At 60.2% G+C, this 24,247-nt stretch carries 28 protein-coding genes; 16 read left to right on the top strand and 12 right to left on the bottom strand.

Annotated elements, in window-relative coordinates:
• Positions 1-68: 68 nt before the first annotated feature.
• Positions 69-1,391: a DEAD/DEAH box helicase gene (locus KUW67_RS04575; RefSeq protein ID WP_370634915.1), complete on the bottom strand. Its 1,323-nt coding sequence runs from the start codon at positions 1,389-1,391 to the stop codon at positions 69-71.
• A 374-nt stretch (positions 1,392-1,765) separates the two neighbouring features.
• On the opposite strand from KUW67_RS04575, the gene KUW67_RS04570 reads away from it, so the two are divergent.
• Positions 1,766-2,788, top strand: coding sequence for an aspartate-semialdehyde dehydrogenase (locus KUW67_RS04570; RefSeq protein ID WP_224824100.1), 1,023 nt, complete (start codon positions 1,766-1,768; stop codon positions 2,786-2,788).
• 89 nt (positions 2,789-2,877) lie between these two features.
• Here the strand turns inward: KUW67_RS04570 and KUW67_RS04565 are convergent, their stop codons facing one another.
• A complete protein-coding gene (locus KUW67_RS04565) occupies positions 2,878-3,528 on the bottom strand; it encodes a carbonic anhydrase (protein ID WP_224824099.1) in 651 nt (216 codons plus the stop codon).
• Positions 3,529-3,647: 119 nt separating this feature from the next.
• Between KUW67_RS04565 and KUW67_RS04560 the strand changes: the two genes are divergently transcribed.
• From KUW67_RS04560 to KUW67_RS04550, 3 genes are all read left to right on the top strand, one after another.
• The gene (locus tag KUW67_RS04560) at positions 3,648-4,058 is read left to right on the top strand and encodes a hypothetical protein (protein ID WP_224824098.1); all 411 of its coding nucleotides are present in this window, start codon (positions 3,648-3,650) and stop codon (positions 4,056-4,058) included.
• Positions 4,059-4,124: 66 nt separating this feature from the next.
• Positions 4,125-5,510 (top strand): M17 family metallopeptidase, encoded by a 1,386-nt coding sequence (locus KUW67_RS04555; protein ID WP_224824097.1) that lies wholly within the window; start codon positions 4,125-4,127, stop codon positions 5,508-5,510.
• Entirely contained in the window at positions 5,507-6,334 is an 828-nt protein-coding gene (locus tag KUW67_RS04550) for an NlpC/P60 family protein (RefSeq protein ID WP_224824096.1), read from the top strand. The genes KUW67_RS04555 and KUW67_RS04550 overlap by 4 nt, the downstream gene beginning before the upstream one ends.
• A 6-nt stretch (positions 6,335-6,340) precedes the next feature.
• Here the strand turns inward: KUW67_RS04550 and KUW67_RS04545 are convergent, their stop codons facing one another.
• Positions 6,341-6,682 carry a DUF2794 domain-containing protein gene (locus KUW67_RS04545; protein WP_224824095.1) on the bottom strand — a complete coding sequence of 114 codons (342 nt, stop codon included), beginning with the start codon at positions 6,680-6,682 and terminating at the stop codon, positions 6,341-6,343.
• Between the two features lie 193 nt (positions 6,683-6,875).
• The gene (locus KUW67_RS04540) at positions 6,876-7,157 is read right to left on the bottom strand and encodes an I78 family peptidase inhibitor (protein ID WP_224824094.1); all 282 of its coding nucleotides are present in this window, start codon (positions 7,155-7,157) and stop codon (positions 6,876-6,878) included.
• Between the two features lie 97 nt (positions 7,158-7,254).
• On the opposite strand from KUW67_RS04540, the gene KUW67_RS04535 reads away from it, so the two are divergent.
• A complete protein-coding gene (locus KUW67_RS04535) occupies positions 7,255-8,367 on the top strand; it encodes an S-(hydroxymethyl)glutathione dehydrogenase/class III alcohol dehydrogenase (protein ID WP_224824093.1) in 1,113 nt (370 codons plus the stop codon).
• 3 nt (positions 8,368-8,370) lie between these two features.
• Positions 8,371-9,081, top strand: coding sequence for an NYN domain-containing protein (locus tag KUW67_RS04530; RefSeq protein WP_224824092.1), 711 nt, complete (start codon positions 8,371-8,373; stop codon positions 9,079-9,081).
• A 20-nt stretch (positions 9,082-9,101) separates the two neighbouring features.
• Here KUW67_RS04530 and KUW67_RS04525 read toward each other — a convergent pair whose 3' ends face one another.
• Positions 9,102-9,719, bottom strand: a complete 618-nt coding sequence (locus KUW67_RS04525; protein WP_224824091.1) for a TetR/AcrR family transcriptional regulator — start codon at positions 9,717-9,719, stop codon at positions 9,102-9,104.
• A gap of 114 nt (positions 9,720-9,833) precedes the next feature.
• Positions 9,834-10,016: a hypothetical protein gene (locus KUW67_RS04520; RefSeq protein WP_224824090.1), complete on the bottom strand. Its 183-nt coding sequence runs from the start codon at positions 10,014-10,016 to the stop codon at positions 9,834-9,836.
• Positions 10,017-10,143: 127 nt separating this feature from the next.
• Between KUW67_RS04520 and KUW67_RS04515 the strand changes: the two genes are divergently transcribed.
• From KUW67_RS04515 to KUW67_RS04490, 6 genes are all read left to right on the top strand, one after another.
• Positions 10,144-11,073: an AEC family transporter gene (locus KUW67_RS04515; RefSeq protein WP_224824089.1), complete on the top strand. Its 930-nt coding sequence runs from the start codon at positions 10,144-10,146 to the stop codon at positions 11,071-11,073.
• A 38-nt stretch (positions 11,074-11,111) separates the two neighbouring features.
• Positions 11,112-11,942: an S-formylglutathione hydrolase gene (gene fghA / locus KUW67_RS04510; protein WP_224824088.1), complete on the top strand. Its 831-nt coding sequence runs from the start codon at positions 11,112-11,114 to the stop codon at positions 11,940-11,942.
• Positions 11,939-12,391 (top strand): YaiI/YqxD family protein, encoded by a 453-nt coding sequence (locus tag KUW67_RS04505; protein WP_224824087.1) that lies wholly within the window; start codon positions 11,939-11,941, stop codon positions 12,389-12,391. Before fghA ends, KUW67_RS04505 begins: the two co-directional genes overlap by 4 nt.
• A 3-nt stretch (positions 12,392-12,394) precedes the next feature.
• On the top strand, positions 12,395-13,015 hold the full coding sequence (locus tag KUW67_RS04500) for an HAD family phosphatase (protein WP_224824086.1): 621 nt from the start codon (positions 12,395-12,397) through the stop codon (positions 13,013-13,015).
• A gap of 38 nt (positions 13,016-13,053) precedes the next feature.
• Positions 13,054-13,926, top strand: coding sequence for an ornithine cyclodeaminase family protein (locus tag KUW67_RS04495; protein ID WP_255596726.1), 873 nt, complete (start codon positions 13,054-13,056; stop codon positions 13,924-13,926).
• Positions 13,927-13,994: 68 nt separating this feature from the next.
• Positions 13,995-14,840, top strand: a complete 846-nt coding sequence (locus tag KUW67_RS04490) for an alpha/beta fold hydrolase (RefSeq protein ID WP_224824084.1) — start codon at positions 13,995-13,997, stop codon at positions 14,838-14,840.
• On the opposite strand, the gene KUW67_RS04485 is transcribed toward KUW67_RS04490, so the two are convergent.
• Complete coding sequence (locus KUW67_RS04485) at positions 14,815-15,069, bottom strand: hypothetical protein (protein WP_224824083.1); 255 nt, start codon at positions 15,067-15,069, stop codon at positions 14,815-14,817. The two genes, KUW67_RS04490 and KUW67_RS04485, sit on opposite strands and share 26 nt — an antisense overlap.
• Positions 15,069-16,313, bottom strand: coding sequence for an MFS transporter (locus tag KUW67_RS04480; RefSeq protein ID WP_224824082.1), 1,245 nt, complete (start codon positions 16,311-16,313; stop codon positions 15,069-15,071). The genes KUW67_RS04485 and KUW67_RS04480 overlap by 1 nt, the downstream gene beginning before the upstream one ends.
• 103 nt (positions 16,314-16,416) lie before the next feature.
• Here KUW67_RS04480 and zapE point away from each other — a divergent pair, with 103 nt between their 5' ends.
• Positions 16,417-17,487 carry a cell division protein ZapE gene (gene zapE, locus KUW67_RS04475; protein ID WP_224824081.1) on the top strand — a complete coding sequence of 357 codons (1,071 nt, stop codon included), beginning with the start codon at positions 16,417-16,419 and terminating at the stop codon, positions 17,485-17,487.
• Here zapE and KUW67_RS04470 read toward each other — a convergent pair.
• The 4 genes from KUW67_RS04470 to KUW67_RS04455 form a co-directional block, all read right to left on the bottom strand.
• Positions 17,466-18,209: a LysM peptidoglycan-binding domain-containing protein gene (locus tag KUW67_RS04470; protein WP_224824080.1), complete on the bottom strand. Its 744-nt coding sequence runs from the start codon at positions 18,207-18,209 to the stop codon at positions 17,466-17,468. The genes zapE and KUW67_RS04470 overlap by 22 nt on opposite strands.
• Positions 18,210-18,408: 199 nt before the next feature.
• The gene (locus KUW67_RS04465; RefSeq protein WP_224824079.1) at positions 18,409-19,677 is read right to left on the bottom strand and encodes a folylpolyglutamate synthase/dihydrofolate synthase family protein; all 1,269 of its coding nucleotides are present in this window, start codon (positions 19,675-19,677) and stop codon (positions 18,409-18,411) included.
• Positions 19,674-20,612 carry an acetyl-CoA carboxylase, carboxyltransferase subunit beta gene (gene accD, locus KUW67_RS04460; protein ID WP_224824078.1) on the bottom strand — a complete coding sequence of 313 codons (939 nt, stop codon included), beginning with the start codon at positions 20,610-20,612 and terminating at the stop codon, positions 19,674-19,676. The genes KUW67_RS04465 and accD overlap by 4 nt, the downstream gene beginning before the upstream one ends.
• A gap of 59 nt (positions 20,613-20,671) precedes the next feature.
• Positions 20,672-21,550 (bottom strand): CPBP family intramembrane glutamic endopeptidase, encoded by an 879-nt coding sequence (locus KUW67_RS04455; RefSeq protein WP_224824077.1) that lies wholly within the window; start codon positions 21,548-21,550, stop codon positions 20,672-20,674.
• Between the two features lie 229 nt (positions 21,551-21,779).
• Here KUW67_RS04455 and ilvD point away from each other — a divergent pair, with 229 nt between their 5' ends.
• Genes ilvD through KUW67_RS04440 form a run of 3 tightly spaced genes read left to right on the top strand, consistent with a single transcriptional unit; the run spans position 21,780 to position 24,214 of the window.
• Positions 21,780-23,507 (top strand): dihydroxy-acid dehydratase, encoded by a 1,728-nt coding sequence (ilvD, locus tag KUW67_RS04450; RefSeq protein ID WP_224824076.1) that lies wholly within the window; start codon positions 21,780-21,782, stop codon positions 23,505-23,507.
• Positions 23,494-23,925 (top strand): hypothetical protein, encoded by a 432-nt coding sequence (locus KUW67_RS04445; protein ID WP_224824075.1) that lies wholly within the window; start codon positions 23,494-23,496, stop codon positions 23,923-23,925. Before ilvD ends, KUW67_RS04445 begins: the two co-directional genes overlap by 14 nt.
• Positions 23,906-24,214, top strand: coding sequence for a hypothetical protein (locus KUW67_RS04440; protein ID WP_224824074.1), 309 nt, complete (start codon positions 23,906-23,908; stop codon positions 24,212-24,214). Before KUW67_RS04445 ends, KUW67_RS04440 begins: the two co-directional genes overlap by 20 nt.
• The last annotated feature ends 33 nt before the right edge of the window (positions 24,215-24,247 follow it).

The following is a 24,247-nucleotide window of genomic DNA, read 5'->3' as shown; positions in this document are numbered from 1 at the left end:
CGGCCGTTAACCTTAATGTGGGGTTAACGGCCGTCTTTTGTCTTCAAATACCTCCGCCGGAGGCGATCCTACGCTGCGGGTTTGCGGCGACGGCTGCCGGACCGGGGTTTGCCTTTGGGTTTGCCAAAGCTCTTGCCGCCATTCGGGCGCCCGCCTTGTTTGCGTTCACCTTGGGGGCGTCCTCCGCCTGCGTTTTTGTTGCCACCGAAGCGACGACGGCTCTTTTGCTGCTGTTGCTTGCGACCGGGGCGGTCTTCTTCTGCGGGTTCAATGCCCGAAGCGACCGGGATTGTCATTTTCATGACCTTCTGGATGTCGCGGAGCAGTCCAATTTCGGGCCCGCCGACAAAAGCGATGGCTTTGCCGTCTTTGCCCGCGCGGGCGGTACGACCGATGCGGTGGACGTAGTTTTCGGCAACGTCCGGCAGGTCGTAGTTGTAGACATGCGTGACGCTGGGGATGTCGATGCCGCGGGCTGCGACGTCGGTGGCAACGAGGATATTCGCCTCCATCGCTTTGAATGCGCGGATGGCGCGGTCGCGTTGTCCCTGGCTTTTGTTGCCGTGGACCGAGACGGCTTTGAAGCCGTCTGCGACAAGTGATTTCATCAGCTTTTCAGCGCCGTGTTTGGTGCGCGAGAAGACGATAGCTTGGCCGCCCGGCGCGGCGCGAAGACACTCTTTGAGCTTCTCGGGCTTTCCGGCTTGCTGGACGTAATGCAGTTCCTGCGTGATCTTGTCAGCGGCTTTGCCGGGGGGCGAGACCTGCACCCGGCGCGGATTGGTGAGGTAGGCGGCAGACAGTTCCTCCATCTGTTTTGGCATCGTGGCCGAGAACAGCATCGTCTGGCGCGGGGTGCCTAGAAGCGGTGCGATCTGACGGAGGGCGTGGATGAAGCCGAGATCGAGCATTTGATCTGCTTCGTCCAGCACCAGCGACGTGGCGCTGTTCAGATAGACGGCTTTACGCTCCAGCAGGTCGATCAGGCGACCGGGTGTGGCGACAAGAATGTCGGTGCCGCGGGCCAGTTGTTGGGTCTGGCGGTTGATGGACTGGCCACCAACCACGTAATTCACCTTGAGCGGTGTGCCTGCGACGAAGACCTTCAGGTTGTCGCAGATCTGGTTCACCAGCTCACGTGTCGGAGCGAGGATCAAGGCGCGCACGGATTTAGGGTGCGGCTTTTCACGGTGTTCCAGCAGTCGGTGGACCATCGGCAGGCCGAAAGCAGCGGTTTTGCCGGTGCCGGTCTGGGCAAGGCCCATGACATCATGGCCGTCCAGCACAAGCGGGATCGCTTTGGCTTGAATGGGCGTTGCGGTGTCGTAGCCGGCTTTGGCGATGTTCTTCATAAGTTGGGCGTCGAGCCCAAACAGCGTAAATTCGGTCAAGGAATGACCCTTTCGGTTGGCGATCTTGGTAGTCCAAGTCGCTGTCACAGCGGTGCGGCCCCTTGTGAAAAGGGTCGTCCGGTTGCGGTTCGCGGCCATCACGTCTGCCATGTGGGCCTCATGCCCGACATGCTCGCTGGCCGTCAGCACCCCGCGTGATCTGGGAACTTGTTGGAAAATGGTTTCGGACTGATGAACAGTCGCTGGATGCTCACGCGGCATCCTTGGATGGGGGCGATATGGGGGCCGCAGCCACATAAGTCAACGCAATTCGCGGCGCTGCGGCGTCTGCACCCTTTCGCAGGTGCAAAATAGGCGCTAAGAGGCCCCGTCTGAACATCAGACCTGTAAAGAGACCGTGGAAGGACCCTGCTATGGGCTACAATGTCGTGATCGTCGGCGCCACTGGGAATGTGGGCCGTGAAATGCTGAACATCCTTGAGGAACGCCAGTTCCCCATTGAGAAGATTGCTGTGCTGGCCTCGCGCCGGTCGATTGGCACGGAAGTTAGCTTTGGCGACAAGACATTGAAGACGCAGGATCTGGCGACGTTTGATTTTGCTGGTTGGGACATGGCTTTGTTCGCTGTGGGATCGGAAGCCACCAAAGAGCATGCGCCGAAGGCGGCGAAGGCGGGATGTGTCGTGATCGATAACAGCTCGCTCTATCGCTACGACCCGGACATTCCGCTGATCGTGCCTGAGGTGAACCCCGAGGCCGTGCATGGCTATTCCAAGAAGAACATCATCGCGAACCCGAACTGTTCGACTGCGCAGATGGTTGTGGCACTGAAACCGCTGCATGATCGTGCGACGATCAAGCGGGTGGTCGTGTCGACCTATCAGTCGGTGTCGGGTGCCGGTAAGGACGGAATGGATGAGCTGTGGGAGCAGACGAAGGCGGTTTACAATCCCACCAAGGATGTCCCGCCCGAGAAGTTCACCAAGCCGATTGCGTTCAACGTGATCCCGCATATTGATGTGTTTCTGGATGACGGTTCCACCAAGGAAGAGTGGAAGATGGTTGCGGAGACGAAGAAGATCGTTGATCCGAAGATCAAGGTGACGGCGACCTGTGTGCGCGTGCCGGTGTTCGTTGGCCACTCCGAAGCGGTCAATATCGAGTTCGAGGACTTCGTGGATGAGGACGAGGTCCGCGATATCCTGCGGCAAGCGCCGGGGATCATGGTGATCGATAAGCGCGAGGACGGGGGCTATGTGTCGCCGGTCGAGTGTGTTGGCGACTTCGCCACCTTCATCAGCCGGATCCGTCAGGACAGCACTGTTGAGAACGGGATCAACCTGTGGTGCGTGTCGGACAACCTGCGCAAAGGGGCTGCGTTGAACGCAGTTCAGATCGCAGAGCTGTTGGGCCGTGAGGTTCTTAAAAAGGGCTGATTGCGCTTTGGCTTCGCCAAATCGCTTCGCGGGGGCTTTGCCCCCGCACCCCCAGAGTATTTTTGCAAAAATGAAATCCTGAGCCGGTGTCAGCAGGCCTCGAACTTTTGTGTCGCTGGATTGTAGAATTGCAGTGTTCCCATGGCGATGTCGGTCCAGACGCCATGTAGGGTCAACTCGCCCTTGTCACGGGCCTCTTTGACGAAGGGGAAGCTGGCGAGGTTGTTGACGGAGACGAGGACAGCCTCTTTTTCCAGCGCGTCGATGCGGGCGGCCTCATCGGAGATGTCTTTGACCTTTTCGTAGCCGGGGCGCAGGATATCCATCCAGCGACCGACAAAGCTGGTGTCTTTTTCCAGTTCGGGGGCATGGCCGCCGCACATGTCATGGCAGCCGCGGACACCGCCGCAGTTGGAGTGGCCCAGCACGATGATATGAGCGACTTTCAGCGCTGTGACCGCGTATTCGACCGCCGCTGATGTGCCATGGTGATCGCCATTGGGCGAATAGGGCGGCACGAGGTTGGCGATGTTGCGGTGGATGAAGAACTCGCCCTGATCTGCGCCGAAGATCGATGTGACATGCACCCGGCTGTCGCAGCATGAGATGATCATCGCGCGGGGGCGTTGGCCTTCCTCGGCGAGGCGACGATACCAGGTTTGGTTTTCGGAATAGGTCGTGGCGCGCCAGCCCTGATAGCGTTGGATCAAATAGGCGGGAAGGGGTTTGGCGTTTTGCATTTTGTTTGGCGATCTGTCTTTGCGGCTGTCTCCTCTTAGGCCTGTTTTACGTTAAATTCGAGCGATTATTGCGTCGCAGTTGAACGAATTGGAAATCCTGTTGGGGATAGACATGCCGCATGTGGGGGCGTGAACAAGTGGGTGATGTGGTGAATGCGATTACGCGACTGGAGCTTTGTGAAGAGGTCCGATTGGACCCGGACCGATTGGCCGAACTGTTTGTGCAGCTGGGTCAGCAAGGGGCCGAAGATATGGTGTGCCGCGCGATGGAGGAGATCTCTTTGCGGTTGGCCAAGGTGAATGCGGCCTATGATGCAGCGGATCTGGAACGGGTGCGCAAGCTGGCCCGATCGCTTGTGGCGATCTCGGATCAGGTGGGGTTGGCGACCTTGGCGCGCGTGGCGGAGGATGTTGCCGACTGTGCCGTGGGGCATGACCGCGTGGCGTTGCTGGCCGTAGTAATGCGCCTGCAGCGGATCGGGGAAAGCTCGGTCACGGCCGTATGGGACATTCGCGATATGAGCGTGTGATGGGACTTGCAGCCGGGCCGGTGCAGGCTAGTCTGCGGTGAATATCATCTAACAAGGCCGCTCTGCATGTCCCTTACTTTTGCTGATCCTGACACCGGATCTTTGCCCATTCATCTGCTAACCCCTGACAGTGTCGGGGATTGGGCAGAGGCGGCTACAGCACGGGCGCGCAACTGGATTGACGCGCAGGGTTTTGCGGGCCGGTTTGGCAAGACGCTGATGTTGCCTGACGAAAACGGTGCGCCGGAAGCGGTTTTGCTGGGGCTTGGGACGGCTCAGGATCGCGCGCGCAAGCGGTTTGCGCTGGCCGCAGGGGCTGCGGGTTTGCCCGCAGGCACCTATCATATCGAAAGCGGTCTGGACGAGATTGACGCCGAGGTTGAAGCGCTGGGATGGTTGCTGAGCCAGTATCGGTTTGACCGGTATGCGGATCAGCCGCTGGCTGCGGCGCTTTTGAAAGCACCTGCGGGCGTTGATGCCGCGCGGGTTGAGGCGATTGCGGCGGGTGAAGCCCTGACCCGCGATCTGATCAACACGCCAACCTCGGATATGGGACCCGACGCGCTGGAAGCTGCAGCGCGCAGCTTGTCAGAGGCTCATGGCGCGGCGATTGAGGTCACAATCGGCGATGCGCTTTTGGAGCAGAACTTCCCAATGATCCATACGGTCGGGCGCGCCTCAGCCACGGCGCCGCGCTTGATCGATATGCGCTGGGGGGAGGATGGGCCGACCCTGACGCTGGTCGGCAAGGGTGTGTGTTTCGACACCGGCGGGCTGAACATTAAGCCCGGGTCCTCGATGGGGTTAATGAAGAAAGACATGGGCGGGTCGGCCACCGTGCTGGGGCTGGCGTCGATGATCATGACGCTGAAGCTGCCGGTGCAGCTGCGCGTGCTTATCCCGGCGGTTGAGAACAGCATTGATGGCTCGGCGTTCCGCCCGCAGGATATCCTGACCTCGCGCAAAGGGCTGACGGTGGAGATCAACAACACCGATGCCGAAGGGCGTCTGGTGTTGGCCGATGCGTTGGCGCTGGCGGATGAGGAAACGCCAGACTGCCTGATCTCGATGGCGACGTTGACGGGGGCGGCGCGGGTGGCCGTGGGGCCGGACCTTGCGCCGTATTTCAGCGATGATGCGGGCTTTGTCGCCGCTTTGGAAGAGGGGGCCGTTCAGGCGCAGGACCCTGTCTGGCGATTGCCGTTTCATGCACCTTACGAGAGCATGATTGAACCGGGGATCGCCGATCTGGACAATGCACCGAAAGGTGGCTTTGCGGGGTCGATCACGGCGGCGCTTTTCTTGCGGCGCTTTGTGACAGACAGCCCGCGCTATGCGCATTTCGACATTTATGGCTGGCAACCCACGGCGGCCCCGGCGCGGGCCAAAGGGGGTATCGGGCAAGGGGCGCGGGCGGTGCTGGATGCGCTGCCCAAGCTGTTGAACCTGTGACAGATCGCAGGCTAACTCCGGCCAATGCGCGTGTTGCGGCGGCGCATCTGCAAGGACAGGTGGCGGCGCAAGCCTTCACTACGGGGGCGGCGCGTCAACTGGCGGTGCCTTTTGCCGATCTTACTCACGCGCCGCAGGGTCGGCGGGACCGCCAACTGCAACGGGGCGAAAAGGTGACCGTGTTCGAGGACCGCGAGGGGTATGCCTTCGTGCAGTCGGTTAAGGACAGCTATGTGGGCTATCTGGAGAGCGAGAGCCTGACCGATCCCAGCGATCCCAATTACCGCGTCGCGGTGCGCAGCACGCATGTTTATGAGCGGCCTGATATGAAAAGCCCGGACCTGATGGCGCTGGGCTTTGGGGCGCGCCTGCGGGTGCTTTACGAGGAAAAGACGTTTTTCGCAGTGGAGAGTGGGTTCATCCCGAAACCCCATCTGCGCCCGTTGGAGCAGCCGTTCAAAGACCCGGTGACGATTGCTCAGCTGCATTTTGGCACGCCGTATCTTTGGGGTGGGAACACGGTCTGGGGCATCGACTGTTCGGGGCTTGTGCAGGCGGCTTTGCTGGCTTGCGATATTGCGTGCCCCGGAGATAGCGATTTGCAGGAAGGTGCGCTGGGCACGGCACTGGCCGATGACGCGCCGCTTCAGCGGGGCGATCTGCTTTTCTGGAAAGGCCATGTGGGGATGATGGTGGATGCAGAGACGCTGATCCACGCAAACGCGCATCACATGGCGGTCGCCTACGAGCCTATCAAAGCAGCGATCCCGAGGATTGAGGCGCAAGGCGATGGTCCGGTGACATCGCGAAAACGGCTAGGTTGACGCGGCTTACTCGACCGCGCGGATCAGCTTGCGCTCCAACACGCGCAGCACGGTTTTCAGATCATGCCCGCGTTTCAGAACCTGCCCGTCCATGCCGATCACCGCATACATTCCCTGTTTGGTCCGCAGTTTCGGGCGTTTCTCGATCCGGTAGAGCGGATGCTCGGCCGTGCGGCGAAAGACCGAAAAGATCGCCACATCGCTGAGGCTCGAAATCCCGTAATCGCGCCATTCACCCGCGGCGACCATGTGCCCGTAAAGCGACAGGATCACCGAAAGCTCGGCTCGGTGGAAGGCCACCTGCTCGGGGATTTTGGCATGAAAGGGGGACGGCGGTTGCACGTTCATCTCACTAGACTTGCCGCAAACCGGTCGCAAATCAAGCGCCGCCCTGAATTTGCCGCGAAAGAGCCTGTAAAGGGTGCCGCGTTGACCCTAGTTCCGCCGCGATCAAAAGGCATCCATGGGGCATCGGAAGCACATTGCTTCTATCTCTGACGGCGCGGTCAACAGCCCCCACCCAGCCCGCGTCGTCAGAACCTTACCCACAACTCAGACGCACGACCCGCTCGGCCTCGTTCAAGGCGATGTTCAGACGTGTCGGCAGGAAATCCATCGTCACCGCCATGCCCGGCGTGATGATCCGCACAGGCTGCAGGATCAGCGTGCTTTCCAGCGTATCGCGATCTGCGCCGATCAACCCGGCTTGAGCGCGGGCGTTGCAGGTATCCTCTGCCGCCGTGGGCAGGGACGGCATGTCGGGCGCGGCGGGCTGGGCCACTGCGCAGGCCATCAAGGGCAGACATAAGAGCATTCTTTTCATGAGGCGCAGCCTGACCAAAGCCGCGCGCGAACGCAATGGTCTTGCATCAAGGCGCAACCTATCCCACGGTCACAGAACAATTTGAGGAGGACCCCCCATGCGCACCAAAGCCGCCGTTGCGTTACAAGCTGGAAAACCACTCGAAGTCATGGAGGTGAACCTTGACGGGCCGCAGGCTGGCGAAGTTCTGGTCGAAATGAAAGCGACCGGCATTTGCCATACGGATGAATTTACCCTGTCGGGTGCCGATCCAGAGGGGCTCTTCCCTGCGATCCTGGGCCATGAAGGCGCGGGCGTCGTGGTGGATGTGGGCGAAGGGGTGACAAGCCTGAAAAAGGGTGACCACGTGATCCCGCTTTACACGCCGGAATGCCGGACCTGTGAGTATTGCCTGAACCCGAAGACGAATCTTTGCCAGTCGATCCGCACGACTCAAGGCCAAGGTCTGATGCCCGATGGTACGTCGCGGTTCAGCACGCTGGATGGCGATCCAATCCTGCATTACATGGGGTGTTCGACCTTTGCGAACCACACGGTTTTGCCCGAGATTGCGCTGGCCAAGGTGCGCGAGGACGCGCCGTTCGACAAGATCTGCTATATCGGCTGCGGCGTGACCACGGGCATCGGCGCGGTAATCAACACCGCCAAGGTCGAAATCGGCTCGACCGCGATTGTCTTTGGTCTGGGTGGTATCGGCCTGAACGTGATCCAAGGGCTGCGTCTTGCCGGGGCCGACCAGATCGTCGGCGTTGATCTGAACGACAGCAAGAAAGCGATGGCCGAGCGGTTCGGGATGACCCATTTCGTGAACCCGTCTGAGGTGGATGGCGATCTGGTGGCCTATCTGGTCGATCTGACTGGAGGCGGTGCGGATTACACCTTCGATGCGACCGGCAATGTGGGCGTGATGCGCACCGCTTTGGAAGCCGCCCATAAGGGTTGGGGCGAAAGCGTCATCATCGGCGTGGCCCCTGCGGGCGCCGAGATCAGCACGCGGCCTTTCCAACTGGTGACGGGCCGCGTCTGGCGCGGCACGGCTTTTGGCGGCGCGCGCGGGCGCACGGATGTGCCGCAGATCGTCGATTGGTATATGGACGGCAAGATCGAGATTGATCCGATGATCACCCACACGATGGGGCTGGACGACATCAATCACGGCTTCGATCTGATGCATGAAGGCAAAAGCATCCGCTCGGTCGTGGTGTATTAGAGCATGACCGACACCAACCTTCTGGCGGTGCTGATCGACGCGGACAACACCTCACCGAAATACACCAAGGCGATCTTTGACGAGATCGCGACACTGGGGGAGGCATCGGTGCGGCGCTGCTATGGGGATTTCTCGAGCAGCCAGATGAACGGTTGGTCGAAGGTCCAGGCAGAGTTTGGTCTGGTCCCGCATCACCAACCCGCCAATACGGTGGGCAAAAACGCCAGCGACATCGCGCTGGTGATTGATGCGATGGATTTGATGCATTCGGGGCGGTTTGACGGCTTCGTGCTGGTGAGTTCAGACAGTGACTTCACACGTCTCGCCAGCCGTATCCGCGAGCAGGGTCTGGATGTTTTCGGGATGGGTCAACGCAAGACGCCCGATGCGTTTCGCAAGGCTTGTAAAAGGTTCATCTTTCTAGAGAATATCGGCAGCGACGTCGTGTCAAAGGGTGAAAGCAAACCGGCCAGGCAATCGGGTAAATCGCTGAACGAGGCACGCGATCTGATCCTCAAGGCAATGGACAGCATCGACCCGGAGGATGATTGGTACACGCTGGGACAGCTTGGTCAGTTCATCGTCGCCGCGAATCCGGATTTCGACACGCGCAGCTACGGTAAACGCAAGCTGAGCGATCTGGTAGGTGAGTTGAAAATCTTTGAAACCAAGACCGGCGCAGGCAATCAATTGCTGGTGCGCCGGGTCGACTAGCCTGCGGTTGAGGCGTTGATTTAAGCCGCGTAACGGGCGAGGAACAAATCGACCGCACCAGTGACAACGTGGTCAATCTCTGCGTCTGAAAATTCTGTATCAATGCCAAAAATAAGGCGTGGGAACAGGTCTGCTTTGCACAGCTCAATCAACTGATGCGCGGCGAGGCGACGGTCTTCGATCTTCAACTCTCCGCGCTCGATGGCGCTGTCGAAATAGCTCATGATCGAAGCCGCAACATGCCCCGGCCCGCTTTCATAGAACTCGCGACCTAGCTCCGGGAACCGATCACTTTCGGCGACGCATATCCGAAAAACACGCTGTCCGAAGGGCGAAAGAAAGAATTTCATCATATGCTGACACATATTGCACAGCACATCACGAACCGGTTGCGCCATGTCTATGATCTCAAGTGCGTGCTCTGTCTGGCGACAACATTCGATCCGGGCAACCTCCATGAAAAGGAGGCGTTTGTCGGGAAAGTAACTGTAAAGCGTGGCTTTTGAGACTTCGGCAGATTTGGCGATGTCGTCTACGCTTGCACCTTCATAACCATCGGCCATGAATACTTTGCGCGCGCCTTCCAAAACCTGATCGAATTTGCGTCCCCGTTTGATCTGGGTGGCACCGTCAGCCATTTTCATCCTTCCCTGAGAAGCCTTCGTTATAAACCGAAGAGTTCAATATCAGCAAGAAAAACGAAAAAGAGGCGGGTAGGGTTCCCGCCTCTTTCCAGCCCAGGGAGCGGAGGGCTAGTCGCCGGTGCCGCAAATCAAGACACCGGTCTGGGGGTCCGTTTCGCACGATTGCGTGCTGATAATGTCGTCGTCCTCGGGGAAGGTAAGGATCGGCAGACTAAAGCTTTCGGTGAAGGCAAAGGCGCTGGTGGCCGCTGCGATCAGACTGGCTGACAGGAGGAGTTTGAGGGCAGTCATAAGGAAACCTCGTTTCTTGTTACAACCTTTAGCTAAACCCATCAGTTTAGTTCTTCAAGGGCGAAATGAACTAATCGGTTCATTTTTTGCAAATGACTCACTCTGTACTGCGTGATAAGCCGCGAGCATGCTGGCGATCTTCCTGAAAACACTGCCGTTCTTCGCGCTGATCGCTCTGGGGTACTGGGCGGGCCGCACCAAGTTTTTCACTGCCGAGGCCACCGCCTATCTCACGAAATTCGTCTTTTACTTCGCGCTGTCGGCGATGCTGTTTCGCTTTGCGGCAAACCTGTCGATTGCGGATGTGCTCGATTGGACCTTCGTGGGCGCGTATCTGTGGGGCACCGCTTTGGTGTACCTGATCGCAACGGCCGTGGCGCTGGTGCGTTGGCGCGGGATCGAGGAAGCGGCGGTTGAGGCGCAATGCGCGGTGATTGGCAATGTGGGCTTTCTGGGCATTCCCATGCTGGCGCTTCTCTTGGGCGAGAACGCGGTGGGGCCGGTGCTGATGGTGCTGGCCGTCGATCTGGTGGTCTTCGGCAGCCTCATCGTGATCCTCATTACCGGCTCGCGCGACGGGCGGCCCTCATTGGGCATTCTGAAAACCATCGGCCTGGGCTTGCTGAAAAACCCCATGATCGTCTCAATTGCCTTGGGGCTTTTATGGTCCAGCTTTGCGCTGCCGATCCCAGGTCCCGTCAACGAGTTCCTCGCCATTCTGGGTGCCGCCGCCACGCCCGGTGCGCTGTTCGCCATTGGTGCGTCTTTGGCGGGCAAGTCCGCCGAACGCATCTCTGTCGCGGGTTGGCTGTCGTTCTGCAAACTGGTGTTGCATCCGGCCGCCGTTGCCATCGCAGCCCTTCTGATCTTCCCGGTGGAGCCCTATGCGGCGGGCGTCATGATCGCCGCCGCAGCCCTGCCCGTCGCGGGCAACGTCTATATTCTGGCCCAACACTACGGGGTCGCCCCGACGCGGGTCTCGGCCTCCATCCTGATTTCGACCGCGATCAGCATCGTCACCGTGTCGGTTGTCATCGCATGGGTGACAAGCCTCTGATCCTGCGTTAGCCCTTTGGCAACAAGGGAGACACGCAGATGAAAACCGTATCCGAGAATGCTTGTTTTGGCGGCGTGCAAGGCGTCTACGCACATGCGTCGAAAGCGACCTCCACCGATATGACATTCGGTCTGTTTCTGCCTGAGGAGGCCGAGGACGGGCCGGTGCCGGTTCTCTGGTATCTGTCGGGTCTGACCTGCACGCACGAAAATGCAATGGTCAAGGCGGGCGCGCAATGCTGGGCGGCAGAGCACGGGATTGCGCTGGTCTTTCCCGACACATCCCCGCGCGGCGACAGCGTAGCGGATGATGACGCCTATGATCTGGGCCAAGGCGCTGGCTTCTATGTGAATGCCACGCAAGAGCCGTGGGCCAAGCATTTCAAGATGTGGGATTATGTGACGGACGAGTTGCCCAACCTGATTGACGCGAATTTCGCTATTGATCCGGAACGCCAGTCGATCATGGGGCATTCCATGGGCGGCCATGGCGCGCTGACAATGGCGATGGGGCTGCCTGGGCATTTCCGCTCCGTCTCGGCCTTTGCGCCGATCTGTAACCCCACCGCATCCGACTGGGGTCGGAAACAGCTGACGGCCTATCTGGGCGAACAGGAAAACGCGTGGGAGCCGCATGACGCGACCCTTCTGATGCAAAAGGCGGGCTTTGACGGGCCGATATTGATCGACACGGGCACCAACGATCAGTTCGGGGATTTGCTGAAGACCGAAAGCCTTGCCACCGCCATCGCGATGCGCCGTCAGCAAGCCACGATCCGTCTGCAACCGGGCTACGATCACAGCTATTTCTTCGTCTCGACCTTCATAGAAGAGCATATCGCCTTCCACGCAGACGCGCTTTACGCATGATCTATGTGGATGCCGACGCCTGCCCCGTGAAGGCCGAGGTGGAGCGCGTCGCGACGCGCCACGGCGTCAAGGTGTTCGTGGTGTCAAACGGCGGCATCCGCCCCTCGCAGAACCCGCTGGTTGAAACGGTTGTCGTGCCAGACGGCCCCGACGTGGCCGATATGTGGATCGCCGACCGCGCGACGGTGGGGGACGTGGTCGTGACCGCCGATATCCCGCTGGCCGCCAAATGTATCGAGGGCGGCGCACAGGTTCTCAAGCATGATGGCGAGCGCTTCACGCAGGCCAACATTGGTCAGATCCTCGCCATGCGCGACCTGATGGCCGATTTGCGCGCCGCGAACCCGTTGAACCAAGGCGGTGGCGGCGGCAAAGGCTTTACAAAGGCCGACCGCTCTCGTTTTCTGAGCGCGTTGGAAACGGAGCTGCGCAAAGCGGCCAAGGGGTAGCAGATGACAGTGAACGCGGTGATTTTCGACATCGGCAATGTGCTGATCGAATGGCAGCCCGAGCGCTATTATGACCGCGTCATCGGCTATGATCGCCGCAAGGCAATGTTTGCCGAGGTCGATTTGCACGGCATGAACGACCGCGTGGATCGGGGTGAGAATTTCACCGATGTGATCTACGAAACGGCGGACGCCACGCCTGCATGGCGCGATGAAATCCGCATGTGGCATGACAACTGGATCGAGTTGGCGACACCGCCGATTGATCACTCCATCCGGCTTCTACGCGCGCTTCGCACCAAAGGCGTGCCGGTCTATGCGCTCAGCAATTTCGGCATCGAGAGCTTCGCCTATGCCGAGACGAAATATCCGTTTCTAGGCGAGTTTGAAAAGCGCTATATCTCTGGGCACATGGCCGTCATCAAACCTGATCCGCTGATCTATCAGATGGTCGAAGACGATTGCGGCCATGCGCCCGGCAGCCTGCTTTTTGCTGACGATCGCTATGACAATATCGCTCAAGCCGACGGGCGTGGCTGGAAAACGCATCTCTTCAATGGTCCCAAAGGTTGGGCAGATCGCTTGATCCAAGAGGGCTTGCTGACCGAGGCAGAGGCCACGTGACACCGCCCTTCATCTCTTTCGCCGAGGGCGAGGCGCTGATGACATGGGACGGCCTTGGGCAGGCGTTCTTGCATGGCCATACCCGTCCGAAAGCCAGCATCGAAGACAGTTTCCTCTATCGTGGCGACGACACGGTCCTGTCGCGTGCCGCATGGATCGACGGGATGGGCCAACTGGTCAAAACAGCGACGATCTTTCCGGGGAACGCCGCGCAGGGGCTGTCGAGTATCAACGGGGCGGTGACGCTCTTTTCCGATGAGACAGGCGTGCTGGAGGCGGTGATCGACTTCCATCTGGTCACCAAGTGGAAGACCGCCGGAGATAGCGTTTTCGCCGCCACGCAACTGGCCCGCCCCGACAGCCGCAACATCCTGATCGTCGGGGCTGGAACCGTCGCGCATTCCCTGCGTGAGGCGTATGGCGCGCTCTTTCCCGATGCGCAGTTCACCGTCTGGAACCGCTCGCCTGCGGGGGCTGAGGCGCTCGCTGCCGCCTATCCGAATGTGACCGTCGCCTCCGATCTTGAGGCAGCGGTCCGCGCCGCCGATATCGTGACCTGCGCCACCATGAGCACGCAGCCCATTCTGCACGGCGACTGGTTGCAACCGGGTCAGCATATCGACCTGATCGGTGCCTATCGCCCCGATATGCGGGAGGCAGATGATGCTTGCCTCCAGCGCGCGCGCATCTTTGTGGACAGCCGTGACACGACCCTTGGCCATATCGGTGAGATCAAGATCCCGCTTGAGGCAAATACCATTTCCGAGGTGGATATCCTGGCCGATTACTATCAGCCAGAGCAGTTCAAACGCCTTAATACTGACGAAATTACGCTGTTTAAGAACGGCGGTGGCGCGCATCTGGATTTGATGACGAGCCGATATATTCTAGAGGCATGGAGGGCACGCTAGTGGGCTGGCTCCTTGTTTTGGCGCTTATTTTATCGGCGCCATGGTTGCGTGAAAATGTTCGGAAACCCATGACGAAGGCGCGCCGGCAGGCTGCGCCGGGAGAATTCGTGCGCCTGTCTCAAGGGGTGACGCATTACCAATGGCACGGTCCCACCCGTGGGCCGGTTATCGTCGCCATCCACGGGCTGACGACGCCCTCTATCGTGTGGAAAGCGCTTATTCCGGGGTTATCCGCGCTGGGTTTTCGCACCCTGACTTACGATCTTTACGGACGCGGCTTTTCTGACCGCGCGGCGGGGGATCAGACACGTGCGTTCTTTTTGACGCAACTGCGCGATCTGCTCGCCGATCAGGGGCTGGAGGACGATCTGATCCTGATGGGCTATTCCATGGGCGGCTCTATCGCGACGTGCTTTGCCGCAGCAGAGCCGGACCGCGTGCGACGCATGATCCTGCTTGCACCCGCAGGGGTCGAGATGGCCCCCGGCAAGCTGGCCGAGTTCGCGCGCGACACGCCGATCATTGGCGATTGGCTGATGTTGGCGCTGGGTCCGTGGCGGCTGCGTCAGGGTATTCTGCGTGGCACAGGCGATCCGCTGGTCGATGAGATTGGCAAGGTTCAGGTCAAGGCGTTGGACGACAAAGGGTTGCTCCCTGCGGTGCTGTCGTCGCAACGTGGCATGTTGGCCGAAAGGCTAGAGGAAGAGCACCGCGCGGTCAGTCGCAACGACATTCCCGTGCTCGCGATCTGGGGAAGGGATGACAACGTCATTCCAATACAGGCGCTTGGCACGATGGCGCAATGGAACCGGGTTGCCCGGCAAGACGTGATTGACGGCGCAGGTCATGCGCTGCCGTTTACCCATCCTGAGGAGGTCAGCGCGTTTATCACCGAGGTCTTGCGGGAAGGCTGACATCAGCATCAAGCCAGCCAACGGTATCCTTGGCGCTATTCAAAGCGTCTTCCGCCGTCTCGAACCGTTTGTCGCCATGATAGCCGATGCTGAACCAACCGCGCATATCCTCGGGGTCGCGGCGAAACTCGTCAAAGCCGAAGCTCCCATCCGGGCGCTGGAAGATGTCGACGCAGACGGTCTCTCCATCAAGGTTCACTGAGAGCATAACCGTGTTCTCATGCGCCATCAGGCAGCAGCGCGCGCGGCGGGCAAGACACGCTCTTTGATGGGCAGATGCACCACGGCAGAGAACGCGCCAACAGCAACGCCGACCCACCAGACCGCAGTGTAGTCGCCATAGATGTCGTAAAGACGCCCGCCCAGCCACACGCCCAGGAAGCTGCCCAACTGGTGGCTAAAGAAGACAATCCCATAGAGCGTCCCCATATAGCGCAGCCCGTAGATATGCGCGACGAGGCCCGATGTGAGCGGCACGGTCGCCAGCCACAAAGCGCCCATGGCCAGCGAGAAGAGGATCACCGAAGTTGGCGTGATCGGGAACATGATGAACAGCGCGGCGATAATCGTGCGGCCTGTATAGATGCCCGCCAGAAGGTATTTCTTGGAATAGCGTTTGCCCGCCCACCCGGCCAGCAGCGTGCCCGCGATATTGGCCAGACCGATCAGCGCAATGGCGACCGCGCCAAGGGCAGAGGTCGTGGTGACGCCGACACTGTGCAGGATGCCGCCGGGCGCGATAGGGCCGCAAAGCTCTGTCACGAAGGCGGGGAAATGGGCGGTGATGAAAGCCAACTGATAGCCGCAAGAGAAGAACCCAAGGAAGATCAGCGTGAAGGACGGGTCCTTGAAGGCTTTGGTCAGCACCTCGCCAAAGGTTTCTTCAAGCTCGGTTTTGTTTGCCACGACCGGTGCGCGCATCATGGGTAGCATCAAGAGCGAGGCAAGGATGATGCCCGCGAAGGTCACGAACACCATCTGCCAGCTCATCATGGTCATCAGCCATTCGGCGGTTGGTGCGCCGATCACTTGCCCGGCCGAGCCAGCCGCTGTCGCGATCGCCAACGCCATGGAGCGGTTCTCGTCTGATGCAGCGCGGCCCACGACGGCGAGAATTACGCCGAAGCCGGTGCCTGCGATGCCGAACCCGATCAGGATATTGTAAAGCTGATGCGCCTCTGGCGTGACCGCCATGGACGACAGCACAAGCCCTGCCGCATAGATCAGCGCACCAAAGATGATTGCTTTACGGTCGGTCAGCTTTTCCGCAATCGCACCGAAGATCGGCTGGCCGATGCCCCAGGCCAGGTTTTGGATCGCGATGGCGAGGGAGAACTCGGAGCGCAGCCAGAAGAACTCCTCCGCAATGGGGATCTGGAAGACGCCGAATGACGCGCGGACGGCGAAGCTGATCATCATGATGACACAGCCCGCGATCAGAACGGGGGTGATAAGGGGGGCTTTGACTTGCATGGCGCTGACTGTGATCGCCCCCCGCTCTTCGGTCAAATGCGAAATCGTGATGCGACAGTTAAGACATATTTATGTGTCGCCCGCCCTGCGGTAGAGCAGTCTCATGAACGTGGTTAAACTTTATGAAGAACGGGTTGCGGCTGGGCTGCTGAGAGCTGATCCGGTGCAACACGCCGCATTGGCCGAGCTGGAGCGAATTCGGGCTGAATTGGCAAAGCCGGTCAAGAAGGGGCTCTTTCGCAAAGCGCCTGAACCGATCAAAGGACTTTACCTGTGGGGCGGCGTTGGACGCGGCAAGTCGATGCTGATGGATTTGTTTGTCGAAACCCTCGAAGTGCCGGCGCGCCGTGTGCATTTTCACGCCTTTATGCAAGAGGTGCATCGCGGCATGACCGAGGCCCGCAAAACCGGTGTCGATGATGCCATCGTGCCGGTGGCCAAGGCGATCATCGACGAGGTGCGGTTGCTGGCCTTTGACGAGATGCAGATCACCGACATCACTGACGCGATGATTGTGGGGCGGCTGTTCGAGCAATTGTTCGAGGCGGGCGTTGTTGTTGTGACAACATCCAACCGGGTGCCGGATGATCTGTATAAAGACGGTCTGAACCGGGAGCTGTTTCTGCCCTTCATCGACCTTCTGAAAGAGCGGATGCAGGTTTGGGAACTGGAATCCGAAACCGATTACCGCCAGCATCGGCTCGAAGGCTCGCCCATCTATTTCACGCCAATCAACGCCGAGGCGCGTGCCCAGATCAATACGGTTTGGCAAGACCTCACCGGGGGCGAAAGCACGCCGCTGACGCTGCATGTGAACGGGCGCGATGTGGTGCTGCCAGCGTTCCGAAATGGCGTCGCGCGCACGACCTTTTTTGATCTATGTGGCAAGCCCCTGGGCGCGGCGGACTATCTGGAACTGGCCGACAAGGTAAAGGTGCTGGTATTGGAGAACATCCCCTGCCTAAGCCGGTCGAACTTCAACGAGGCCAAGCGCTTTGTCACCCTGATCGACGCGCTTTACGAGGCGCATGTTCGGCTGATCTGTTCTGCCGAGGCGACGCCAGAAATGCTATACTTGGAAGGCGAAGGCACGTTCGAATTTGAACGCACGGCCAGCCGGTTACGGGAAATGCAAAGCGCCGATTGGACAGCTCAGGGCAAGAGCAGCGCCTGACCGACCAAGATGCTTTCGGGCGCGCGCAACGTGGCGCGGTTGGCCTCAAAGATACGTATGGCGGCGTCTGGCGTGCCATAAAAGCGCTGCGCGATAGAGGCGAGGCTATCGCCGGCCACAACAGTGTAGACGCGGGGCTCGCTGTTGCTGCTGCTGGTCATCTCGCCAAACAGGATCGCGGTATCGATCAGCTCTTCATCGCTTTCAAAGACAGGGGCGGTGGCGGTCACAAGCTCCTCGGCGCGGGCTGGTTTGGGCGCAGGAGTTGCGATCTGAACAGGCTCTTGCACCAGAGGGTCCGCCAGAACCGGCTCGACCACGATGGAGGGGGCGGGGGTTGGTTCAGGCGCAGGCGTCGGCGCTGCAACAAATTTCGGAGCGCTGGGCGGCGGCGCGACCTTGGTCGTGCCTGAGACAGAGGCCGCATCCAGATGGGCAGTTCCGAGCGTCACAAGAACGCCCGATGACGGGCGATCCAGCGCATAGACCTGACGCGTGGCGCCGGACGGATCATCGGACGCGCCGATTTTGCGCAAGTCGGCAGAGGACAGGTTCACGCTGCCAGTGGTCAACGCGGCTGGCGTCTCGGACCGCGCCACACCCGCTTGGGTCGTGTCGTCTAGCTGGCTGCCGGGGGCCAGAAGCAACAATGTCGAGACGCAAATCCCGAAAACGGCGGCAAGCGCAATGATCTGATGTTTTGAAAGCGCGCTTTGTGTCATGCTGCCTAAGCCGGTTTTGGCTCGGCCCCTATCGGCACCGCCCGTCTCCCGGCATCCCTTCACCTCAGTTCAGGCTGCGCTTTATGTGGGCGTCTTGGGCGCCCGATAACGCTTACCTATGCTGCTGCTTCTCGTTTAAGGGGTCCGGGGCCGCAACGTCAATAAAAACTGATTCGGCTCCCGGCTAAGGGCCGGAAATTCAGTGGTTTTCGCGCAAAATGGCACCCGCAAGGTAAAGCGATCCGCAAATCAATATGCGCGCATGAGGCGTGCTTTCGGTGATCCTGGTGACCGCGTCTGCGACGTTGGGCGCTGTTGTGGCGGTAAGGCCAACGCTGCGCGCGGCTTTTGCGGTGTCGTCTGCCGGAAGGGTATTGGCCTCGCCGGGGATCGACACCGCGATCAACTGTTCGGCCTGTGCTGCCAACGGACGCAGATATCCCGCGATGTCTTTGGTGTTGAGCATCCCGCAGATCAGGTGAGTGGGCCGCTTTGGCAGGCCTGCCAGAACCTCGGCCAGCGCGTCCCCTGCGGCGGGGTTATGGCCGCCATCGAGCCAAAGTTCGGCGCTGCCTGCGGCCTCCACCAAAGGACCGCTGCGCAGGCGCTGCATCCGGGCGGGCCATGTGGCGTCGGTCATTGCGCGTTCCGCATCGCCTTTTTGCAGTACCCGCAAGGTGGCGATGGCGGCCCCTGCGTTTTTGATCTGATGCGCGCCGATCAGGGCAGGCAATGGCAAATCCAGAAGGCCGGTTTCATCCTGATAAATCAGACGCCCGCGTTCCTCCCAGACATGCCACTGCTGGCCATACGCCATCAGCGGCGCGCCCAAGCGGGCTGCGCGGGCTTCGATCACGTCCATCGCGGCGTCATGCTGGGGGCCGACGACACATGGCACGCCGCGCTTGATGATCCCGGCTTTTTCGCCTGCAATCTCGGGCAGGGTGTCGCCCAGAAACTGCTGGTGATCCATGTCGACGGGCGTGATCACAGTGACGGCGGGGGCGTCGAAGACGTTGGTCGCATCGAGCCGTCCACCAAGGCCCACCTCCATCAAGGTGAAGTCAGCAGAGACGCGCGAGAACGCCAGAAAGGCGGCAATCGTCGTGATCTCGAAATAGGTGATGTTTTCGCCATTATTGGCCGTATAGCATTCATCCAGAACCGCGCTGAGCGCGCCTTCGTCGATCAGTTTGCCCGCCACGCGAATACGTTCATGAAACCGCGCCAGATGGGGCGACGTGTAGGCGTGACAGGTCACTCCCGCGCCTTCCAGCCCCGCGCGGATCATCGCGAGGGTCGAGCCCTTGCCATTGGTGCCCGCAATGTGAATGACCGGCGGCAACGCCTTTTCGGGATGATCCAACGCGGCCAGCAAGCGCCAGACACGGTCCAGCGTCAGATCGATGATTTTGGGGTGAAGCGCCATCATCCGTTGTAGGATGACGTCCGAGCCGGGCAGGCTCATTCCTTAGCGGTCTCTTGCGGCGCAGCTTCGGTCGCGGTCTGGACGGCTGTGGGATCAGGCGGCGGCAGATCGCCCACCACGCGCGGCGGCTTTTTCATCAGCATCCGGGTGATTGTGATCAGCTCGTTACGCAACTCGGTACGCTTCGTCACACGGTCGAGCATGCCGTGATCCAGCAGGTATTCTGCGCGCTGGAACCCCTCGGGCAGTTTTTCACGGATGGTCTGTTCGATCACGCGTGGGCCTGCAAAGCAAATGAGCGCGTTCGGCTCTGCGATATGCACGTCGCCCAGCATCGCGTAGGACGCGGTCACACCGCCAGTGGTCGGATGCGTCAACACGACGATATAGGGCAGGCCCGCCTCTTTCAGCAGTTGCAGAGCCACGGTTGTGCGCGGCATTTGCATGAGGCTGAGAATACCCTCCTGCATGCGCGCGCCACCGGCCGCGGAAAAGAGGATGAGCGGTCGGCCCAGTTCTGTCGCGCGTTCGGCGGCCGCGATGATCGCATTGCCCACGAACATCCCCATGGAGCCGCCCATGAAGCTGAAGTCCTGACAGGCGGCGACAATGGGCGTGCGCCCGATCTCGCCTTCGGCCACCAGCATCGCTTCTTTTTCGCCGGTGGATTTCTGCGCAGCGCGCATCCGGTCGGGATATTTCTTCTGATCGCGAAAATGCAGCGGGTCGGCGATGGGTTCCGGCACGGAAATTTCGGCAAAGACGCCGCCGTCGAAAAGGGCCGTGAAGCGATCCCTGGGCGTGATCGCCATGTGATGCCCGCAATTGGTGCAGACGTTCAGATTGTCGGAAAGCTCACGGTGAAACAGCATGGTGCCGCAATCATCGCATTTCGTCCAAAGGTTCTCAGGCACTTCGCGCCGGGAAAAGAGCGAGTTGATTTTCGGGCGAACGTAGTTGGAAATCCAGTTCATCTGGGCCTCGGACGACTATCAGGTTGACCTCAGATAAGCCGCGTTTTGAGGAAATGCAATCAGACGCGTAAGGCCAGACGCACCGCAATCCAGCTGACAACCATCATCGTGGCATCCACCCACAGAAGCGGCATGATGACTTGCGGGTCGTTCACGTCAATCTGCAACGTGTAAAGCGCCAGCCCCGACAAAGGGCCGTCGAGCGACATGAAAAGCAGCGCCGAGACGTTGTTTACGAAATGCAGCGCAATGGCCGGGCCCAGTGTGCCGGTACGTGCCGTCAGATCAGCCGCGAAGATGCCAAAGGCTGTCGCCCAAAGCGCCACCAGCCATGCCGCGTCGCCATAATCGGCAGAGCTGTAATGCAGCGCGCCAAAAAGCACGCTTGGCAGCACGATCCAGATCACCGGAGAGGCAAAGCGCGCCGCAAGCTGGCTTTGCAGGTAGCCGCGGAAGAAAATTTCTTCGGCGCTGACCTGGATCAGCACGAGGGTCAGCGAGATCGGCAGCAAGATCAGCCAGGCGGAGACCTCAAGATTGGGGGTCAGATCCTCCATCACGTAGGGCGGCAGCAGGGTGACGACTGCATAAAGCGCGATCAAGGCCGCCATCGCGCGCAGCCCATCGCGGGCAAAATAGGGCAGCGGGCCAAGCAAAGACAGCAGGCCCCGCCCGTGCAGCAGGATCGCAGCGGTGAGCGTGCCTGCGATCATGAAAAGGAAGGTCAGCAGAAAGCCCATCGTATCGGCGGGGCTGGAGCCGTCGATCATCTCGACAAACGTGTCCGGGGCGCCGCTTATCCGGTCGATGCTCAGACCGTAGCTCATCAATAGCAGGACGTAGACTACCAGCGCCACGATCACGCCTGCGGCGATGCGCCAAAGCTCGGGCCGGGCGCGGGCGGGGGTGATGAGGGTCTCGTATGGGGCGTAACGCATTCGGGTCACGTAGGGTGTTTTGCGGCCAAGCGCACCCCTTGGCGCGAAAAAGACGAGGTCGGAGGGGGCTCTGCCCCCGCTGCTGCGCAGCCCCCCGGAGGTATTTGGAGACAAAAGAAGGGGGGCCATTAACCTTAATTTTTGGTGAAAGGCGGCGCGGGAACGCGCTTGTGAAAAAAGGCTGGGTTGCTTATCCACAAACAACTGATTTTCCGGAGGCCCGACCCACATGAGCAAGTTTGACAAATCCCGTCTTCCCAGCCGCCACGTCACCGAAGGCCCGCAGCGCGCGCCGCACCGGTCTTACTATTATGCGATGGGTCTGAGCGAAGAGGAAATTGCGCAACCGTTTGTGGGCGTCGCAACCTGTTGGAACGAGGCAGCCCCTTGTAATATCGCGCTGAACCGTCAGGCGCAGGCCGTGAAGCTGGGCGTGAAGTCGGGCGGTGGCACGCCGCGCGAGTTTACCACGATCACGGTTACCGATGGTATTGCCATGGGTCATGAGGGCATGCGGTCGTCGCTGGCCTCGCGGGAGGCGATTGCTGACACGGTCGAGCTGACGATGCGCGGGCATTCTTATGACGCGGTTGTGGGGCTTGCGGGCTGTGACAAATCCTTGCCGGGCATGATGATGGCGATGGTGCGTTTGAACACGCCGTCGGTCTTCATCTATGGCGGGTCGATTCTGCCGGGCCGTCTGGAAGGTAAGGACGTAACCGTTCAGGACGTGTTCGAGGCTGTGGGTCAGCATCAGGCCGGGAATTATTCGGACGAGCAGCTGGCTGTGCTTGAGCGGGTCGCGTGCCCGTCGGCAGGCGCGTGTGGTGGTCAGTTCACGGCCAACACGATGGCCTGTGTGTCAGAGGCGATTGGTTTGGCATTGCCGAATTCTTCGGGCGCGCCCGCGCCTTATGAAAGCCGCGACCAGTATTCGGTGGCATCCGGTGAGGCTGTTATGAACCTGATCGCCAAGAACATTCGCGCGCGCGATATCGTGACGCGTCAAAGCCTTGAGAATGCGGCACGGATCGTGGCGTGCACCGGCGGCTCTACCAATGCTGGCTTGCATCTGCCTGCGATTGCCCATGAGGCCGGAATTGATTTTGATCTTGCCGATGTCTGCGAGATTTTCCGCGACACGCCCTATTTCGTCGATCTCAAGCCCGGTGGTCAGTATGTGGCCAAGGACCTCTATGAGGCCGGTGGCGTGCCGGTTGTGATGAAAGAGCTGCGCAAGGCGGGTCTGATCCATGAGGATTGCATGACCGCGACGGGCTATTCCATCGGCGAAGAGATCGACCGCGTTACGGGCGAAGCTGACGGCAAGGTGATCTATTCCATCGATGCGCCGCTGACGAAAACCGGCGGTGTTGTCGGGCTTGAGGGCAATCTGGCGCCGGAAGGGGCCATCGTGAAAGTGGCGGGCATGGAGGCGCAGCATCAGCGCTTCGTTGGTCCGGCGCGTGTCTTTGAGTGCGAAGAAGATGCCTTTGCCGCTGTGCAGAAACGCGAGTATGAGGAAGGCGAAGTGCTGGTCATCCGCAACGAAGGCCCAGCCGGTGGTCCCGGCATGCGCGAGATGTTGGCGACAACCGCGGCGCTGTCGGGCCAAGGCATGGGCAAGAAGGTCGCGCTGATCACCGATGGTCGTTTTTCCGGCGCAACACGCGGATTCTGTGTCGGCCATGTGGGGCCGGAAGCGGCCCATGGTGGGCCGATTGGGATGCTGAAGGACGGCGACATCATCACGCTGGATGCGATCAAGGGTGAGCTATCGGTTGATCTGACCGACGAAGAACTTGAGGCCCGCAAAGCCGACTGGAAAGGCCCGCGCGAGACGATCTATGCGTCCGGCGCGCTGTGGAAATATGCGCAACTGGTGGGCAACACCAAGAACGGCGCGGTCACCCATCCCGGAGGTAAGGACGAGCGGCACGTCTATGCGGATATCTAAGCTCAAACGGTTTTGCGCAGGCCTTACGTTTCTGGCAGCGCTGGCCGCTTGTGAAGGCGGGCCAACGGCGCTGGGCTTTCTGGACGGCACGGTGCCGGGCGATGATGGCCCGCCTGCCATCCGCGAGACCGTTCTGGCCGAGACCGTTCGCATCGCAACACCTGACGGCTATTGCGTAGACACCAGTTCAAGGCGCAACGGGCTGGGTGGCAACTTCGTCGTGCTCGCCCCTTGCGCGGCTTTGAAAGTGCCGGGGATCGAATGGCCCCGCACCGTGGCTTTGATCACTGTATCTGCAACGCGTGGCGCGCTTCCGGCGGCCTCTGCCGAAGAACTTGAGGCCTTCGTGACAAGCGCCGAAGGCCGCGGTTTGTTGGCCACGAGTGGCGGGGGGGGCCGTGTCGATCTTGCAGACTGACAGCCGGCAGGGCGCGTTTTTTGTCCGCGTGGCCGAAGCCGAAGCACCGGTCGGCGCGTTGGAGGAAAGCTATTGGCGTGGTTTGATCGCAGCGGGTGGGCGTTTGGTCAGCCTGACCGTGCGCGGTTATGAGGCTGAACCGCTCAGCGCGCAGACGGGCTTGCGGATGATCCGCGATCTGGCTGCAGACATTCGCAGCGACAGCCGCTCGCCGGTGGTCGAGCAGCAAGCAGAGCCGCCTGCATTGCGCGCTGGCGCATTGTCAGGATTGTTTCCCAAAGAGGAATAGACTGTTAACATTCAGTCTCTAATGTGTTTTCCC

It is taken from the genome of Cognatishimia sp. MH4019 (assembly GCF_020177595.1).
Taxonomy (GTDB): Bacteria; Pseudomonadota; Alphaproteobacteria; order Rhodobacterales; family Rhodobacteraceae; genus JAHTBL01.
This window is presented reverse-complemented; position numbering and strand designations above follow the sequence as displayed.

Coding starts and splice junctions, on each gene's coding strand:
- KUW67_RS04570 (WP_224824100.1), top strand. CDS start 1,766: ATGGGCTACAATGTCGTGATCGTCGGCGCCACTGGGAATGTGGGCCGT.
- KUW67_RS04565 (WP_224824099.1), bottom strand. CDS start 3,528: ATGCAAAACGCCAAACCCCTTCCCGCCTATTTGATCCAACGCTATCAG.
- KUW67_RS04560 (WP_224824098.1), top strand. CDS start 3,648: ATGTGGGGGCGTGAACAAGTGGGTGATGTGGTGAATGCGATTACGCGA.
- KUW67_RS04555 (WP_224824097.1), top strand. CDS start 4,125: ATGTCCCTTACTTTTGCTGATCCTGACACCGGATCTTTGCCCATTCAT.
- KUW67_RS04545 (WP_224824095.1), bottom strand. CDS start 6,682: ATGAACGTGCAACCGCCGTCCCCCTTTCATGCCAAAATCCCCGAGCAG.
- KUW67_RS04540 (WP_224824094.1), bottom strand. CDS start 7,157: ATGAAAAGAATGCTCTTATGTCTGCCCTTGATGGCCTGCGCAGTGGCC.
- KUW67_RS04535 (WP_224824093.1), top strand. CDS start 7,255: ATGCGCACCAAAGCCGCCGTTGCGTTACAAGCTGGAAAACCACTCGAA.
- KUW67_RS04530 (WP_224824092.1), top strand. CDS start 8,371: ATGACCGACACCAACCTTCTGGCGGTGCTGATCGACGCGGACAACACC.
- KUW67_RS04525 (WP_224824091.1), bottom strand. CDS start 9,719: ATGGCTGACGGTGCCACCCAGATCAAACGGGGACGCAAATTCGATCAG.
- KUW67_RS04520 (WP_224824090.1), bottom strand. CDS start 10,016: ATGACTGCCCTCAAACTCCTCCTGTCAGCCAGTCTGATCGCAGCGGCC.
- KUW67_RS04515 (WP_224824089.1), top strand. CDS start 10,144: ATGCTGGCGATCTTCCTGAAAACACTGCCGTTCTTCGCGCTGATCGCT.
- fghA (WP_224824088.1), top strand. CDS start 11,112: ATGAAAACCGTATCCGAGAATGCTTGTTTTGGCGGCGTGCAAGGCGTC.
- KUW67_RS04505 (WP_224824087.1), top strand. CDS start 11,939: ATGATCTATGTGGATGCCGACGCCTGCCCCGTGAAGGCCGAGGTGGAG.
- KUW67_RS04500 (WP_224824086.1), top strand. CDS start 12,395: ATGACAGTGAACGCGGTGATTTTCGACATCGGCAATGTGCTGATCGAA.
- KUW67_RS04495 (WP_255596726.1), top strand. CDS start 13,054: ATGACATGGGACGGCCTTGGGCAGGCGTTCTTGCATGGCCATACCCGT.
- KUW67_RS04490 (WP_224824084.1), top strand. CDS start 13,995: ATGACGAAGGCGCGCCGGCAGGCTGCGCCGGGAGAATTCGTGCGCCTG.
- KUW67_RS04485 (WP_224824083.1), bottom strand. CDS start 15,069: ATGGCGCATGAGAACACGGTTATGCTCTCAGTGAACCTTGATGGAGAG.
- KUW67_RS04480 (WP_224824082.1), bottom strand. CDS start 16,313: ATGCAAGTCAAAGCCCCCCTTATCACCCCCGTTCTGATCGCGGGCTGT.
- zapE (WP_224824081.1), top strand. CDS start 16,417: ATGAACGTGGTTAAACTTTATGAAGAACGGGTTGCGGCTGGGCTGCTG.
- KUW67_RS04470 (WP_224824080.1), bottom strand. CDS start 18,209: ATGACACAAAGCGCGCTTTCAAAACATCAGATCATTGCGCTTGCCGCC.
- KUW67_RS04465 (WP_224824079.1), bottom strand. CDS start 19,677: ATGAGCCTGCCCGGCTCGGACGTCATCCTACAACGGATGATGGCGCTT.
- accD (WP_224824078.1), bottom strand. CDS start 20,612: ATGAACTGGATTTCCAACTACGTTCGCCCGAAAATCAACTCGCTCTTT.
- KUW67_RS04455 (WP_224824077.1), bottom strand. CDS start 21,550: ATGCGTTACGCCCCATACGAGACCCTCATCACCCCCGCCCGCGCCCGG.
- ilvD (WP_224824076.1), top strand. CDS start 21,780: ATGAGCAAGTTTGACAAATCCCGTCTTCCCAGCCGCCACGTCACCGAA.
- KUW67_RS04445 (WP_224824075.1), top strand. CDS start 23,494: ATGCGGATATCTAAGCTCAAACGGTTTTGCGCAGGCCTTACGTTTCTG.